The organism is Streptomyces sp. NPDC002032 (assembly GCF_042890765.1).
GTDB lineage: Bacteria > Actinomycetota > Actinomycetes > Streptomycetales > Streptomycetaceae > Streptomyces.
Genome location: NZ_JBIASM010000004.1, coordinates 19,151 through 33,413, shown reverse-complemented (window position 1 = coordinate 33,413; position 14,263 = coordinate 19,151). Strand labels below are relative to the sequence as shown.

The following is a 14,263-nucleotide window of genomic DNA, read 5'->3' as shown; positions in this document are numbered from 1 at the left end:
GCGGGCTCTGGGTTGACTGGCCCGGACGTGCCCGGGGGCGGCCGCCGCGGCGGTGCGGCGGCCGCCCCTTGCGACGCCCCCGGGCCAGCGGCCGACAGGAGTGCACCGAGATGTCCGAGACCGACCGGGAGCGGCCCCCGGCCGCCGCCCCGCGCGAGGCACCGGCCCCGACGACGGCGCCGACGGGGGCCACCACGGAACCGTCCGCCCTGGAGCTGCTGAGCTCGCTGGTGAGCGGGGCGGGCGGCCCGTCCGGCGCCCGGTCGTCCCCGGCCGCGCCGGACCGGCCGGAGCGGCTCACCGACGGGGTCGTGGAGCTGCGCAAACGCGGGGAGCTGGCCGTACGGCGGGCCGGGGCGGACGCCGGGGAGTGCCTGGAGGCGATGGCCCGCCGGGCGGCGGAGCGGGCCGGCCGGCCGCATGCCTGACCACCGCGCGGGCCGCCCCCGCCAGGGTCCCGTCCGCCGGGGCGCCGGCTCCGGACCACCGGTGGAGGGCCCGGACGCGGCGGGAACCGGGCCGATCACGGAAGATCGCTGTGTGGACGACGTCACGCGGGCACGGACCGGCGCGGGGGCCGGGGCACGGACCGGAGCACCGCCCGGGGCCGGGGAATCGCTGGCCGACGCCCTCGGCCGGGCCGCCGGGGGCGACGAGGCCGGCTTCGTCGCCGTGTACGAGGCGGTGGCCCCGGCCGTGCTGGGCGTGGCCCGCGCGGTTCTGCGCGACGGGGCCCAGGCGGAGGAGGTGACCCAGGAGGTGTTCGTCGAGGTGTGGCGCACCGCCGGGCGCTACCGCGCCGACCGGGGCAGCGTCCGGACCTGGGTGCTCACGATGGCCCACCGCAGGGCGGTCGACCGGGTGCGCTCCGCGCAGGCCGCCACCGACCGGGAACGGCGCGCGGCCCGGCTGGAGGCGGCGGTACCGGAGTTCGACGAGGTGACGGAGGCGGCGCTGGAGCACGAGGAGCGGACGCGGGTGCGGCGCTGCCTGGAGGCGCTCACCCCCCGCCAGCGCCAGTCGCTGATCCTGGCCTACTACCGGGGGCGGACCCAGCGCGAGGTGTCCGAGGAGCTGGCGGTGCCGCTGGGTACCGTGAAGACTCGTCTGCGGGACGGGCTCCTGCGGCTGCGCGACTGTCTCGGGGTGAGGGGCGGATGAGCACGGAGAACATGCACGAGGCGACGGGGGCGTACGTACTGGACGCGCTGTCCGGGCCGGAGCGCGCCGCCTTCGAGGCCCATCTGGAGACCTGCCCGGACTGTGCCCGGGAGGTGCGCGAACTCGCGGCGACGGCGGCCCTGCTGGGCTCGGCCGTGGCGAGCGCCCCGCCGCCCGCGCTGCGCGAGGCGGTGCTGCGGCGGATCCGGGAGCTCCCCGCACCGGCGGAACCGGGTGCGGCGCGGCACCGGGCGCCGACGGCCCGGCCCGCGGGGCCCCGGCCTCGGTGGGCGTGGGCGCGGTGGGCGCTGGCGGCCTGCGTCGCGGTGGCGGCCGGCCTCGGCGGGGTGGCGGCCTGGCAGTACCAGCGCGCGGACACCGCCCGGCAGGAGGCGCGCGCCGCGGAGGCCCGCGCCGCCGCGCTGACCGGGGTGCTGTCGGCCCCCGACGCCCGGCTGGCCTCCGGCCGGATCGCGGGCGGCGGCACGGGCACGGTGGTGGCCTCCCGGGAGCGGGACCGGGCGGTGTTCGTGCCCGCCGGGATGGCGGCGCCCCCGGCCGGGCGGGTGTACCAGCTGTGGTTCGCCGCCCCCGGCGGCATGCGTCCGGCGGGCCTGCTGGACCCGGCCGGCCCGGACGCCCCGGCGCTCCTGTCGGGCTCCCTGCGCGGGGCCACCGGCATCGGCGTCACCCTGGAACCGGAGGGCGGCTCCCCCGCCCCCACGACGGCCCCCCTCCTGCTGCTGGCCCTGCCCGCCGCGCAGGGCCGGTAGTCCCGGGGGGCGCGGGCGCCCGCATCGGTGTCACCGTGGAAGCGGGAGCGGGATTCCCGCACCCGGCGCGCGGCCGCGGCGGGCGGAAGCGAGGGCGCGTGCACGCGGGCGGAGGTGACGGCGATGGTCCCGGCGGACAGCACTCAGCGCGCGCGGAGCGGGGGCCGTCGGGCCGCGGGCGCGCTCAGCGGGCTGGTGGCGGCGTTCGCCGGGCTGGCGGCGGCGGAGCTCGCGGCGGTGGCCGTCCGGCCCGAGGCGGCCCCGCTCACCGCGATCGGCGCGGCGGTGGTCGACCGTACGCCGGTCGCGGTCAAGGAGTGGGCGATCCGCACCTTCGGCACCTCCGACAAACTGGCCCTGACCCTCGGCATCACCCTCGTCCTGGCCCTGCTGGCTGCCGGGACGGGCCTCCTGGCCGTACGCCGGCCGGGCGCCGGAGCGGCGCTCGCCGGGGCGGTGGGCGTCGTCGGGGCGGTGGCCGCCCTCGGCCGCCCGGAGGCCTCCTGGAAGGACGCCCTGCCCTCGCTGGCCGGCGGGGCCGTCGCGGCCACCACCCTGTACCTCCTGGTCTCGGCCCTGCGCCGGCCGGGGCGCTCCGGCGGTACCTGGCCCATGGACCGGCGCGGCTTCGGGCGGCTGGTGGCGGCCACCGTCGCGGGCTCGGCGCTGGCCGCGCTGGCCGGCCGCCGCCTCGGCGCCCACGGGTCGGCCCGGGCGACGGCCTCCCGGGCCGGCCTCGCGCTGCCCGCTCCGGCCGTCCCCGCCCGGCCCGTGCCCGCCGGGGCGGACCTGCGGCTCCCGGGCCTGTCCCCGTTCCTCACGCCCGCCCGGGACTTCTACCGCGTGGACACCGCGCTGGTGGTCCCGCGCGTGGATGCCGGGACCTGGGAGCTGACCCTGCACGGCGAAGGGGTCTCCCGGCCCCTGACCCTGAACCTGCGGGACCTCCTGGCCCGGCCCATGGTCGAGCACGACGTCACCCTCACCTGCGTCTCGAACGAGGTCGGCGGCCCGTACACGGGCAACGCCCGCTGGCTCGGCGTGCGCCTGGCCGATCTGCTGCGCGAGGCGGGGGTGCGGCCGCCGTCGCAGGGCGGCCCGGCCGACCAGCTGGTGGCCCGTTCGGTGGACGGGATGACGATCGGCACCCCGGTCGAGACCGTCATGGACGGCCGGGAGGCGCTGCTGGCCGTCGGCATGAACGGCGCGCCGCTGCCCTTCGCGCACGGCTTCCCCGTCCGGATGGTCGTACCGGGCCTGTACGGGTACGTGTCCGCCTGCAAGTGGCTGCGCGAGCTGCGGCTGACCACCTTCGCGGACTACGACGCGTACTGGGTGCGGCGGTCGTGGGCCGCGCGGGCCACCGTCAAGACGCAGTCGCGGATCGACACCCCGCGCGCCTCCTCCCGCCCGGCGGCGGGCCGGGTCGCGGTGGCGGGGGTGGCGTGGGCCCAGCACCGGGGGATCTCCCGGGTCGAGGTGCGGGCCGACGGCGGGCCGTGGCGGGAGGCTTCGCTCGCCGCCGCCGACGGGGTCGACACCTGGCGGCAGTGGGTGTGGCCCTGGGACGCGCGGCCCGGCCCGCACACCCTGGAGGTCCGCGCCACGGACGGCGCCGGGCAGGTCCAGCCGGAGAGGCGCACGGGCACCGTCCCCGACGGGGCGACCGGCCTGCACTCCGTCACCGTGGACGTCCGCGCCCCGTGACACCGCACCGATGCCACGCACCCGCCGCCGGCCCGCCCGCCGCCGGCCCGCCCCTCACCCGGACGGGTGAGTGCCGGGGCGGCGGGCGGACGAGCCGTCGGTGCGGTGGCCCCCGCCTGGGCACGTCTCCCGCACGGGGACCGGCCCGGGACCGCTCCCGGCGCCACGTGGCGTCCCGCCGTCCCGGGGCCGGTCGCGCCGTACATTGAGGGCCCGTCAGGGCGGCGGCAGCACGCCCCCGTACCGCCCTCCCGCACCTCAGGAGCCGACGCCGTGGAGCTGACCAGCACCTCGTTCCTCGTCACCCTCGTCGCCGTCACCGCGCTCGCCATGCTCCTCGCGCTGCTGCTGTGGAACCGGATCCCCGGGCCCGGCGCGGTGCGGTGGGCGGTCCGGGTGCTGATGATCGGCCTGTGCCAGCTGACGGCGATCTGCGTGGTGGCCACCTGGATCAACGGCAGTTACGGGCTCTACGCCTCCTGGGACGACCTGCTCGGGCGCGGGACCGGTGAGAACGCCTCCGCGATGACGGGTGCGCCGGTCGGCCGGGCCCGCTTCACCCAGGGCAGCGACGGCACCCTCGCCACCTACTTCCGGGGCAGCCACTCGAAGCTCGCGGGACAGGTGATCGTGTGGACCCCCCCGGGCTACGACGACCCGGGCGCGGCCCGGACCCGCTTCCCGGTGCTGATGCTGCTGCACGGCTACCCGGGCACCCCGCGCTCCTGGCTGGACCTGGGGTCCATGCCCGGCGCGCTGGAGCGGCAGGTGCGCTTCGGTACGGCCCACCCCTTCATCCTCGTGATGCCGGAGATCTATCCGGGCGGGGTGAACACCGACTGCAGCGACACCCCGCAGCGCAAGGTCGCCACCTGGCTGGCGCGGGACGTGCCCGATCTGGTCGCCAAGAACTTCCGTACGCTGCCCGAGCCGAAGGGGTGGGGGCTGATGGGGATCTCGACCGGCGCCTACTGCGCGGCGAAGCTGCCGTTGCAGTATCCGAAGGTGTTCCGGGCGGGCGCGGCCCTGGACCCGGATCCGCTCACCGGGGACCCGGCGGTGCTGCCCGATGCGGGGCTGCGCGAGCGCAACAGCCCGATGTGGCTGGTCCGGCGGGCGAAGGGGGCGGACGTCGGGCTGTTCCTGGCCACCTCCGCCCAGGACAAGGAGAGCCCGCCCGGGCAGCTGACCGCCTTCGAGGCGGCCGCGCGGGGTACCGGGGTGCGGGTGAAGACGCTGGTGCAGCCGGCGGGCGGGCACAACTTCCAGACCTGGGCCGGGATGTACCCCGATGCGCTGAGCTGGCTCAGCATCGAGGTCTCCCCGCCCGCGAACCCCTCGTAGCGGCTGCCGGTTTCCACCGTACGCATGCTGCGTACAGTGTCCGCAAGAGGCTAGGGTGGAGGCATGTCCTCTCCAGAGCAGGCCCCCGCCCCCGCCCCCGTCCCCTCCGTCTGGACCCGGCCGCGCCGCCAGAAGGAACAGCCCGCGCTCAGCCGCGAGCAGATCGTCGCGGCGGCGGTCCGGCTGCTCGACGCCGAGGGCATCGAGGCGCTCAGCATGCGCAAGCTCGGCACGCAGATGGGTACCGCCGCCACCTCGCTCTACCGGCACGTGGCCAACAAGGACGAACTGATCGAGCTGGTCGTGGACGAGGTCTACGGCGAGCTCGAACTCCCCGAGGCGGGCGGCCCCGACGGCTGGCGCGCCTCGCTCTCCCACAGCGGGCACAGCCTGCGGGACATGGTCCTGCGCCACCCGTGGGTGGCTTCGGTCCTCGGCCAGGTGGGGCTGGCCCACCTCGGCCCGAACCTGATGCGGATGTCGGAGCGGATGCTGGGGCTGGCGCAGACGGCGGGCTTCCCGCCCGGCGAGGCCGACCTCGCGATGAAGGCCGTCATCTCGTACGTCATCGGCGCCACGACCAGCGAGGCCTCCTACCTCTCCCTGCTGGCCCGCAGCGGGATGAGCGAGAGCGAGTGGCTCCGGTCGCTGCTGCCCGATCCCGGCACGGCGCTCGACGGGCACCCGCTGACGAAGGACCACGCCGCCTCCGTGCACGACCGCGACCCGGCGCGCAGGCGCGAGGAGAACTTCGACTACGGACTCCAGCGGGTCCTCGACGGCCTGGCCACCCGGATCGTCCGGGCCTGACGCCGCCCCGGCGGCGGCGCCCGGGCGGCACGCCTCGCGTCAGCCCGCGGGATGATCAGCCCGCGGGATGGTCAGCCCGCGGGGAACGTCAGCTCGCGGCCTTCGCCGAGCGGCGCGAAGAACCGCTCCACCGCCGCCGCCCGCACCTGCACCAGCGCGGCCGGGGACCAGCGCGGACACCGGTCCTTGTCGATCACCTGAGCCCGGATGCCCTCCACCAGGTCGGGCATGGACAGCGCCGCGGCGGAGACCCGGTACTCCTGCTCCAGCACCCGTTCCAGCGAATCCGCCGCACGGGCACGGCGCAGCGCGGCCAGGGTCACCTTGAGCGCGGTGGGGGACTTGGCGTGCAGGGTCCGGGAGGCCTCGCGGGCCGCCGGGAGGCCGCTGCCGAGCAGCCGGGAGTGGATCTCCTCGACGGTGTCGGCGGCGTAGCAGCGGTCGATCCACTCCCGTTCGGCGGCGAGGGGGCCCTCCGGCCCCACGGGAATCGCGTAGCGGGCCACGACCTTGTCGGCGGAGGCGCCGTCCTGGCCCTCCGCGAGGTCCCGGGTCAGCTCGTCCAGGAAGTCGGAGGGCACGTAGTGGTCGGCGAGCCCGCACATCAGGGCGTCGGCGGCGCCGACGGCCGCGCCGGTCAGGGCGAGGTGCGTGCCGAGTTCGCCGGGGGCCCGGGACAGCAGGTAGGTCCCGCCGACATCGGGGACGAAACCGATGCCGGTCTCGGGCATGGCGACGCGGGCGCGCTCGGTGACGATGCGGACGCTGCCGTGCGCCGAGACGCCGACGCCGCCGCCCATCACGATCCCGTCCATGAGGGCCACGTAGGGCTTCGGATAGCGGGCGATGCGGGCGTTGAGCCGGTACTCGTCGCGCCAGAAGCCGAGCGAGGCGGTGGTCCCGGCCTTCGCGTCGGCGTGGATGGCCCGGATGTCACCGCCCGCGCACAGCCCCCGCTCCCCGGCGCCGCGCAGGAGGACGTGGTCGATCGCGGGGTCGTCCTCCCACGCCGTCAGCGCCTCCGCGATTCTCACCACCATGGGGTGCGTGAGGGCGTTGAGGGCCTCGGGGCGGTTCAGGGTGATCACCCCTGAGCGGCCCTCGGTCTCGATCAGAACGGTCTCGGATTCGGTCTTCACACCGCCCAGTATGTCGCGCCGGAAGCCCCATGAAGATCATTTCAACTGATTCCGATGATCTTGCGTACGGAGCGGGACGGTCCGGTCCGGACCGGACGGCGCACCGCCGGTTCTTGGCCGGTTCACGGCGGCGCCTCAGGAGGGGTGCGTGCCCGGCGTATGCCCGAAGGCGCGGCGGAAGACGTCGATGAAGGCGCTCGCCGAGGACCAGCCGCAGCGGTGCGCGACGGCCGTCACGGGGGTGCCGGCGGCCAGCAGCCGCAGCGCCCGGTGCAGCCGCAGCCGGGTGCGCCACTGCGGGAAGGTCATCCCCAGCTCGGTACGGAACAGCCGGCTCAGCGTCCGCTCCCCCGCCCCCGCTCCGGCGTCCGCCGCGAGGGCGGCCAGCCCGCGCTGGTCCGCCGGGTCGGCGTACAGCAGGGCGCAGACCGCCGCCAGGCGGGGGTCCGCGGGGGCGGGCAGGTGCAGCGGCCGGAGCGGGGAAACCCGCAGTTGGTCGAGGAGGACGCCCAGCATCCGGCGCCGCACCGGGCCGGGGTCCGCGTCCTCCCGGGCGTACGCCAGGATCAGCTCGCGCAGCAGCGGACCGACGGCGATCACGGCGGGGACGTCCAGGCCCAGCGGGTCGTGCCGGGCCGGCAGCCCGGCACCGTGCAGGTCGGCGCGTCCGTACGCGCGGAGCTCGTGCGCGATCCCGGCCGGGACCCACAGCGCCCCGGCCGGGGGCGCCACCCAGGTGCCGGAGGCGGTGGTGAGGGAGAGGACCCCGGAGGCCACGTAGGCGATCCGGTGGTCGTCGTGGCGGTGGGCGCCGGTCCCGGTGTCCGGGTCGGGGCGGTTGATGCCGGTCGGTGCGCGGCGGGCGCGGCAGACCGGGGGGTGGCCGGTATGGGCCTGGCGGTTCTCCTGCATCACGCGGCAATGTATCGGAATCCGGAAGCTCGTGTCCGCGGTGATCCCCGTTCGGTGGCCTCCGTCGGTCCAGTGAACACCGAACGTTCTTCTGCCGTTCCTCCGTCCGGGGTGGAATGCCAAGCTTCCCCCGCCACTCCCGCCCCACGGGCCACGGGCCACGGGCCACGGCGAGCGGTCCGCCCGCGCCGTGGCGGCGTCGGAAATCATCAGCCCATCTTGCAAGTTTGCCTGTCGTTCCTTACGGTCGTTCCCATGACCACGGAACCCGGACCGGCACCCCGTGACACCGCCGAGGAGCTGCAACTGGCCCTCGGCATGCTGGTGCGGCAGATGCGGGCGGCCACGGGCGGCGGCATCAGCCTCTCCCAGATGTCCGTCCTCAAGCGGCTCGACCGGCTCGGCGAGGCCACCTCCGCCGACCTGGCCCGCGCCGAGAAGATCCGCCCGCAGTCGCTGATCGCCACCGTGAACTCCCTGCGCGCCGACGGGTACGTCACCCGCACCCCGCACCCCACCGACGGGCGGCGGCTGCTCGTCTCCCTCACCGACCGGGGCCGCGCCCTCGTGCGCGAGCGCCGCGAGGCCGGGCACGGGCGGCTCGCCGAGCTGATGGCCGAGCGCCTGACCCCCGGAGAGCGACGGCTGCTGGCCGAGGCCGTCCCGCTGCTGCGCCGCCTCGCCGAAGACTGACCGGCCCCACACACCCCACCCGAGGAGCCCGCATGACCGTCTCCCCCGCCTCCGATGGCACCCTGACCCTGGACTCCGGCACCGCACTGGTGCTGATCGACCTCCAGCAGGGCATCCTGGCCCTGCCGACCGACCGGCCCGGCGCCGAGATCCTCAAGCACGGCATCGCGCTCGCCGAAGCCTTCCGCGCCCGCCACCTGCCCGTGGTCCTGGTCAGGGTGGCCTGGTCGCCCGACGGCGGCGACCTGCCGACGACCGACGTGGACAGCCCCGGGCCGGCCTCCGCCCCGCCCGCCGCGTTCTCCGAGTTCCCGGCCGAGCTCGCCGCGCTGGGCGACGTACGGGTCACCAAGCGGCACTGGGGCGCGTTCACCGGTACCGAGCTCGACCTCCAGCTGCGCAGGCGCGGCGTCCACCGCATCGTGCTGGCCGGCATCTCGACCAGCATCGGCGTCGAGTCCACCGCCCGCACCGCCTGGGAGCACAGCTACAAGCTGGTGTTCGTCGAGGACGCCACCACCGACCTGGACGCCGACGCGCACGCCCACAGCTTCGGCAAGATCTTCCCGCGCCTGGGCCGGGTCAGCTCCACCGACGAGGTCATCGCCACCCTGGACGCCCTGGTCTGAGCCCGGACGGACCGGACCGGGACCGGTCCGGGATCGGCCTACGGCCAGGGGACTTCCAGCCAGACGCACTTGCCCGCCGCCCCGGGCCGGGAGCCCCAGGCCCGGGCGAGCCGCTCCACGATCAGCAGCCCGTGCCCGCCCGGCCGGGCCGGGTCGGGCCGCACGGCGGGATCGCGCGGCTTCGGCGGCGCCGGGTTGAGGTCCGTCACCTCGATGCGCAGGCGCTCCTCGGTACGGTCCAGGACCAGCGCGCCGGGACCGCCGCCGTGCAGGCAGGCGTTGGCCACCACCTCCGACACCAGCAGCAGCACGTCTTCGGCGGCCTCCCGGACGGAATCGCCTTCGCCCGGCAGCCACTTCCAGGCGGTCAGCGCCCGGCGGGTGAACTCTCTGCTCCGGGACACGGGGTCGGGGAGCCCGTCCAGGACCAGCAGCCAGTTCCGGTCCGCCGGCCCGCGCAGCTCCATGTCCCCTCGACCCCTCTCGCTACCGATGGCCCGACCGCAAGGCCTGGTCGACGTCCGGGTAGACGGGGAAGACCCCGTCGGCCCCGGTGATCCGGAACATCCGCGCGACCGGCCCGCTCAGCCCCGCCAGCTCCAGCCGGCCGCCGGCCTCCTGTACGGAGATCCGGCCGTGCAGCAGCGTGTTCAGCCCGGTGGAATCGCAGAACGCCAGCCCCGCCATGTCCACCACCATCCGCCCGCCCTGCTCGACCGTGGCGTCCAGGGCCTCGCGCAACGGCCCGGCCGTGTCGTGGTCCAGCTCACCGGCGAGCGAAAGGACCGTCACTCCGTCCACCGCACGCGCGGCGACCGTGAACCGCTCGTCGTCGCCCTGTCCCGGCACCATCCGGCACCACCCTTCCGTCCCACTGCTCGTACGCCTGCCCGGCCGCGGCCGAACCATGCGCGGGCGCCGCCGCCCTGCGCGGCGGCCCCGCAAACGCGTGAAGGGCCGTTCCAGATTTCTCTGAAACGACCCTTCAAACACGACTCTTTCGAGTCGGGACGACAGGATTTGAACCTGCGACCCCTTGACCCCCAGTCAAGTGCGCTACCAAGCTGCGCCACGTCCCGTTGTGCCGTCCACCTGGGGTTTTCCCCCTCGCGGCGGGCACATGCAGAACATTACCGCACGCCGGGGGGTGCGCGTGCACGGGTGATCGCGGGGCGCGAGGATGGGCGGGTGAACGGACGGGATCGCGATGGTGAGGGGCGGGCGCGCAGCGCGCGGCCCCGGGACGGGCTGGGGCGGCCGCTGCCGTACGGGGCCGAGGGCGTGGAGCGGCAGCCCGAGGGGGTGGTGCGGACGCCGGCCGGCACGGTGGCGGAGGCGCAGCGGCTGCTGGACGCCGGGATGCCCTTCCACGCGCACGAGGTGTTCGAGGACGCCTGGAAGTCGGGGTCCCGGGCCGACGAGGCGCTGTGGCGGGGGCTGGCGCAGCTGGCGGTGGGGCTGACGCACGCCGCGCGGGGGAACGCGGTGGGCGGGGCCCGGCTGCTGCGGCGCGGGGCGCAGGCCCTGGCCGGGTGCGGGGAGGCGTACGGGATGGACCTGGCGGGGCTGGTCGGCTGGGCCGGGGATCTGGCCCGGCGGGTGGAGGCCGGGGCCCGTGTCGACGCGGGGGCCGAGGCGCCCCGGCTCACCGGCCCGGCGGGCGCGGGCGGCCCGGGCGGGCCCGGAACCGGCTGACCGGCTGACCGGCGGCCGGGCGCGGTCCCGGGTGCCCCGTACCGGGGGGCTCAGGCCGGCTGGAGCAGGTCCCAGCGGTTTCCGTAGAGGTCCTCGAAGACGGCGACGGAGCCGTACGCCTCGTGCCGGGGCTCCTCCAGGAAGCGGACGCCCTCGGCGGTCATCCGGGCGTGGTCGGCGGCGAAGTCGGCGGTGTAGAGGAAGAAGCCGACGCGGCCGCCGGTCTGGTCGCCGACCCGGGCGCGCTGGGCGTCGTCCTTGGCGCGGGCCAGCAGCAGGGCGGTTTCCCGGGCACCCGGCGGGCGCACCACGACCCAACGGGAGCCGTCGGGGCGGGCGGTGTCCTCGGCGAGCTCGAAGCCGAGGGCGCGGGTGTAGAAGTCGATGGCCTCGTCGTAGTCGTGGACCACGAGGGCGGTGAGGGCGATGTGGGAGGGCATGGGCCCTATTGTGCGCCGAGGAGGACGACGTCCAGGGTGCGGGGGCCGTGGACGCCTTCGACCCGGTCGAGCTCGATGTCGCTGGTGGCGGAGGGGCCGGAGATCCAGGTCAGCGGGCGGGTCGGGTCAAGGCGTTCCAGGGCCTGCGGGACGGAGTCCACGACCTGCCCGGGGGCGCGGACCACGCAGACGTGGTGGTCCGGGATCAGGGTGATGCGCCGGCGCCCCTGGTCGGGGCCGCCGTCCAGGACGATCGTGCCGGTCTCGGCGATGGCCAGGGCGCAGCCGGTGACCACCGCGCCGACGCGGTCCAGTTCGGCCGGGGTGGACGCGGCCCGGTCGTGGATCCGGGTCGGGTCGGCCGCGGCGAGCCAGTGCGGGGGCAGGGCGGGCGGTACGAGGACGGTCGCGTGCCGGGACAGCAGCCGGGCGAGCAGCTCCGGGAGGCCGTCCTCGTCGGCGCGGTGGACGGTCGCCCGGTACGCGGTGAGGTGCGCGGCGAGCAGGTCGACGCGTTCGGCGGGGGTGCGGGACCCGTGGACGCGGAGGTAGTCGCGGGGCACGGCCTCCCCGGAATCGCCGGGGCCGCCGGGGCCGGGGGCGGGCACGGCCCGGCGGATACGGGCCAGGATGCGGTCCCTGTCGCTCACCGCCGGGTCTGCCTTTCCCGTGCCCACCAGTCGCGGAAGGACTCCGCCGGGATCTCGGGCAGGGCCCGGGTGTCGGTCCAGGCGCGGCCCGGCCCCGGGAGCCGGCGCGGGCGCAGCCGACGGGCGCGGGAGAGGAGCCGCTCCCCCGCGCGCAGGGCGCCGGGGTGGTCGAGGAGGAGCCGGGCGGCGCGCATCGCGGCGCGTTCGGCGGTTTGGCCGTGCGCGGGCCGGATGCGGACGCGGACGCCCTCGCGGGTCACGGGGCCGCCCTGGACCACCCGTTCGCGCAGGTGGACGAGGATCTCGGGGATGTCGATGGCGACCGGGCAGACCTCGTAGCAGGCCCCGCAGAGGGTGGAGGCGTAGGGCAGGGAGGCGTCGATCGGGCTCGCGGTGCCGCGCAGTTGGGGGCTGAGGACGGCTCCGATGGGGCCGGGGTAGACGGAGCCGTAGGCGTGCCCGCCGGCGCGTTCGTAGACGGGGCAGACGTTGAGGCAGGCGGAGCAGCGGATGCAGCGCAGGGCCTGGCGGCCGGTCTCGTCGGCGAGGGTGTCGGTGCGGCCGTTGTCGAGGAGGACGAGGTGGAATGCGGTGGGTCCGTCGCTGTCGGCGGGGCCGGTCCACATGCTCGTGTACGGGTTCATCCGCTCGGCGGTGGAGGAGCGTGGCAGGGTCTGGAGGAAGATCTCCAGGTCCCGGAAGGTCGGCACCACCTTCTCGATGCCGACGACCGAGATCAGGGTGTCGGGGAGGGTCAGGCACATCCGGCCGTTGCCCTCGGACTCCAGGACGACCATCGTGCCGGTTTCGGCGACCATGAAGTTGGCGCCGGAGACGGCGACCTTGGCGCGCAGGAACTTCTCGCGCAGGTGCAGGCGGGCGGCCTCGGCGAGTTCGCGCGGGTCGTCGCCGAGGCCGGCCGGGGCCGGCCGGCCCCAGGCGGCCATCTCGGCGCGGAAGAGGTCCCGGATCTCGCCGCGGTTGCGGTGGATGGCGGGGACGAGGAGGTGCGAGGGGCGGTCGTGGCCGAGCTGGACGATCAGTTCGGCGAGGTCGGTCTCGTAGGCGGCGATCCCGGCCGCCTCCAGGGCCTCGTTGAGGCCGATCTCCTGGGTGGCCATGGACTTGACCTTGACGACCTCCCGTTCGCCGGTCGCGAGGACCAGCTCCGTGACGACGCGGTTGGCCTCCTCGGCGTCGGCCGCCCAGTGCACGGTGCCGCCCGCCGCGGTGACGGCGGCCTCCAACTGCACGAGGTAGCGGTCGAGGTGGCGCAGGGTGTGGTCCTTGACCGCCTTGCCCGCGGCGCGCAGCCGGTCCCAGTCCTCCAGTTCGGCGACGGCGCGGGCGCGTTTGTCGCGGATGGTGTGGGTGGCGTGGCGCAGGTTGGCGCGGAGCACCTGGTTCTGGACGGCCTCGCGGGCCGCGGCCGGGAAAGGAGGGAAGGCGGAGGCGTCGGGGGCTCCCGGGGCGCGGGCGGCGCCGGGGCCCGGGGGATCCGCGGGGCCCGGGGGGAAGGCCGGCATGCCGAGGTACGTGCCGGTCATCGTGGAGCCTCCGCCTCGGTCGCGGCCAGGATCTCGGCCAGGTGCAGGACGCGCGGCGCGCTTCCGGTGCGGCGCAGGGTGCCTTCGAGGTGGGCGAGGCAGGAGTTGTCGGCTCCGCACAGCACCTCCGCACCGGTGGAGCGGGCGTTGCGGATCTTGTCGGCGCCCATGGCGGCGGACACGTCCGGGTTCTTGAGGGCGAAGGTGCCGCCGAAGCCGCAGCACTCCTGCGCGCCGGGCAGCTCGATCAGTTCCAGGCCCTTCACGGCGGCCAGCAGCCGGCGCGGGCGCTCGCCGAGCCCGAGCGAGCGCAGGCCGTGGCAGGAGGGGTGGTAGGTGACGGTGTGCGGGAAGTAGGCGCCGACGTCGCTCACGCCGAGCACGTCCACCAGGAACTCGGTGAGCTCGTACACCCGCGGTACGAGGTCGTCCGCAAGTTCCGCGAGCGCGCCGCCGCGCCCCTCCTCGGCCGCCTTCCGGCCGATGCGCGGGTACTGCTCGCGGATCATCGCGGCGCAGGAGCCGGAGGGGGTGACCACGTACGCGTGGCCCGCGAAGGCCTCGGCGGTACGGCGCAGCAGCGGTTCGGCCTCGCGCCGGTAGCCGGTGTTGTACTGGGGCTGTCCGCAGCAGCTCTGGGCGGCCGGGAAGTCCACCTCAACGCCCAGGCGCTCCAGCAGGCGCACGACGGCGGTGCCCGTGCGCGGGTACAGCGCGTCGTTGACGCAGGTGACGAACAGGGCGGCACGCATGACGGGCAGAA

The 14,263-nt window shown here is 76.0% G+C and carries 17 protein-coding genes and 1 tRNA gene; 9 read left to right on the top strand and 9 right to left on the bottom strand.

Features of this window, described 5'->3' with window-relative positions; genetic code table 11:
- Nucleotides 1–110: 110 nt before the first annotated feature.
- The 6 genes from ACFYYT_RS11795 (at nucleotide 111) to ACFYYT_RS11770 (ending at nucleotide 5,795) form a co-directional block, all read left to right on the top strand.
- Nucleotides 111–428 carry a hypothetical protein gene (locus ACFYYT_RS11795; protein ID WP_351826509.1) on the top strand — a complete coding sequence of 106 codons (318 nt, stop codon included), beginning with the start codon at nucleotides 111–113 and terminating at the stop codon, nucleotides 426–428.
- A 112-nt stretch (nucleotides 429–540) separates the two neighbouring features.
- Nucleotides 541–1,161: an ECF RNA polymerase sigma factor SigK gene (gene sigK, locus ACFYYT_RS11790; RefSeq protein WP_388607633.1), complete on the top strand. Its 621-nt coding sequence runs from the start codon at nucleotides 541–543 to the stop codon at nucleotides 1,159–1,161.
- Complete coding sequence (locus ACFYYT_RS11785; RefSeq protein WP_351826510.1) at nucleotides 1,158–1,934, top strand: anti-sigma factor; 777 nt, start codon at nucleotides 1,158–1,160, stop codon at nucleotides 1,932–1,934. The genes sigK and ACFYYT_RS11785 overlap by 4 nt, the downstream gene beginning before the upstream one ends.
- 123 nt (nucleotides 1,935–2,057) lie before the next feature.
- The gene (locus tag ACFYYT_RS11780) at nucleotides 2,058–3,641 is read left to right on the top strand and encodes a molybdopterin-dependent oxidoreductase (RefSeq protein ID WP_351826511.1); all 1,584 of its coding nucleotides are present in this window, start codon (nucleotides 2,058–2,060) and stop codon (nucleotides 3,639–3,641) included.
- A 273-nt stretch (nucleotides 3,642–3,914) separates the two neighbouring features.
- Nucleotides 3,915–4,985: an alpha/beta hydrolase-fold protein gene (locus tag ACFYYT_RS11775; RefSeq protein WP_351826512.1), complete on the top strand. Its 1,071-nt coding sequence runs from the start codon at nucleotides 3,915–3,917 to the stop codon at nucleotides 4,983–4,985.
- A 63-nt stretch (nucleotides 4,986–5,048) separates the two neighbouring features.
- Nucleotides 5,049–5,795, top strand: a complete 747-nt coding sequence (locus ACFYYT_RS11770; RefSeq protein WP_351826513.1) for a TetR/AcrR family transcriptional regulator — start codon at nucleotides 5,049–5,051, stop codon at nucleotides 5,793–5,795.
- Between the two features lie 71 nt (nucleotides 5,796–5,866).
- On the opposite strand, the gene ACFYYT_RS11765 is transcribed toward ACFYYT_RS11770, so the two are convergent.
- Nucleotides 5,867–6,934 (bottom strand): enoyl-CoA hydratase/isomerase family protein, encoded by a 1,068-nt coding sequence (locus ACFYYT_RS11765; protein WP_351826514.1) that lies wholly within the window; start codon nucleotides 6,932–6,934, stop codon nucleotides 5,867–5,869.
- A 135-nt stretch (nucleotides 6,935–7,069) separates the two neighbouring features.
- Nucleotides 7,070–7,846, bottom strand: coding sequence for a helix-turn-helix domain-containing protein (locus ACFYYT_RS11760; protein WP_351826515.1), 777 nt, complete (start codon nucleotides 7,844–7,846; stop codon nucleotides 7,070–7,072).
- A 255-nt stretch (nucleotides 7,847–8,101) separates the two neighbouring features.
- Between ACFYYT_RS11760 and ACFYYT_RS11755 the strand changes: the two genes are divergently transcribed.
- The gene (locus tag ACFYYT_RS11755; RefSeq protein ID WP_351826516.1) at nucleotides 8,102–8,539 is read left to right on the top strand and encodes a MarR family transcriptional regulator; all 438 of its coding nucleotides are present in this window, start codon (nucleotides 8,102–8,104) and stop codon (nucleotides 8,537–8,539) included.
- A 32-nt stretch (nucleotides 8,540–8,571) separates the two neighbouring features.
- Nucleotides 8,572–9,168, top strand: coding sequence for a hydrolase (locus ACFYYT_RS11750; protein WP_351826517.1), 597 nt, complete (start codon nucleotides 8,572–8,574; stop codon nucleotides 9,166–9,168).
- A gap of 38 nt (nucleotides 9,169–9,206) precedes the next feature.
- On the opposite strand, the gene ACFYYT_RS11745 is transcribed toward ACFYYT_RS11750, so the two are convergent.
- From ACFYYT_RS11745 to ACFYYT_RS11735, 3 genes are all read right to left on the bottom strand, one after another.
- Entirely contained in the window at nucleotides 9,207–9,635 is a 429-nt protein-coding gene (locus tag ACFYYT_RS11745) for an ATP-binding protein (RefSeq protein WP_351826518.1), read from the bottom strand.
- A gap of 19 nt (nucleotides 9,636–9,654) precedes the next feature.
- Nucleotides 9,655–10,020: an STAS domain-containing protein gene (locus ACFYYT_RS11740; protein ID WP_351826519.1), complete on the bottom strand. Its 366-nt coding sequence runs from the start codon at nucleotides 10,018–10,020 to the stop codon at nucleotides 9,655–9,657.
- 153 nt (nucleotides 10,021–10,173) lie between these two features.
- Nucleotides 10,174–10,247: transfer RNA gene (locus ACFYYT_RS11735), tRNA-Pro, on the bottom strand.
- A gap of 109 nt (nucleotides 10,248–10,356) precedes the next feature.
- Between ACFYYT_RS11735 and ACFYYT_RS11730 the strand changes: the two genes are divergently transcribed.
- Entirely contained in the window at nucleotides 10,357–10,863 is a 507-nt protein-coding gene (locus ACFYYT_RS11730; RefSeq protein WP_351826520.1) for a DUF309 domain-containing protein, read from the top strand.
- Nucleotides 10,864–10,913: 50 nt separating this feature from the next.
- Here ACFYYT_RS11730 and ACFYYT_RS11725 read toward each other — a convergent pair whose 3' ends face one another.
- The 4 genes from ACFYYT_RS11725 to ACFYYT_RS11710 are packed head-to-tail and all read right to left on the bottom strand — an operon-like array spanning nucleotide 10,914 to nucleotide 14,252.
- Nucleotides 10,914–11,303: a VOC family protein gene (locus tag ACFYYT_RS11725; RefSeq protein ID WP_351826521.1), complete on the bottom strand. Its 390-nt coding sequence runs from the start codon at nucleotides 11,301–11,303 to the stop codon at nucleotides 10,914–10,916.
- Nucleotides 11,304–11,308: 5 nt separating this feature from the next.
- Nucleotides 11,309–11,953, bottom strand: coding sequence for an LUD domain-containing protein (locus tag ACFYYT_RS11720; protein WP_351826522.1), 645 nt, complete (start codon nucleotides 11,951–11,953; stop codon nucleotides 11,309–11,311).
- A complete protein-coding gene (locus ACFYYT_RS11715) occupies nucleotides 11,950–13,500 on the bottom strand; it encodes a lactate utilization protein B (protein ID WP_351826523.1) in 1,551 nt (516 codons plus the stop codon). The genes ACFYYT_RS11720 and ACFYYT_RS11715 overlap by 4 nt, the downstream gene beginning before the upstream one ends.
- On the bottom strand, nucleotides 13,497–14,252 hold the full coding sequence (locus tag ACFYYT_RS11710) for a (Fe-S)-binding protein (protein WP_351826524.1): 756 nt from the start codon (nucleotides 14,250–14,252) through the stop codon (nucleotides 13,497–13,499). The genes ACFYYT_RS11715 and ACFYYT_RS11710 overlap by 4 nt, the downstream gene beginning before the upstream one ends.
- Between the last annotated feature and the right edge of the window lie 11 nt (nucleotides 14,253–14,263).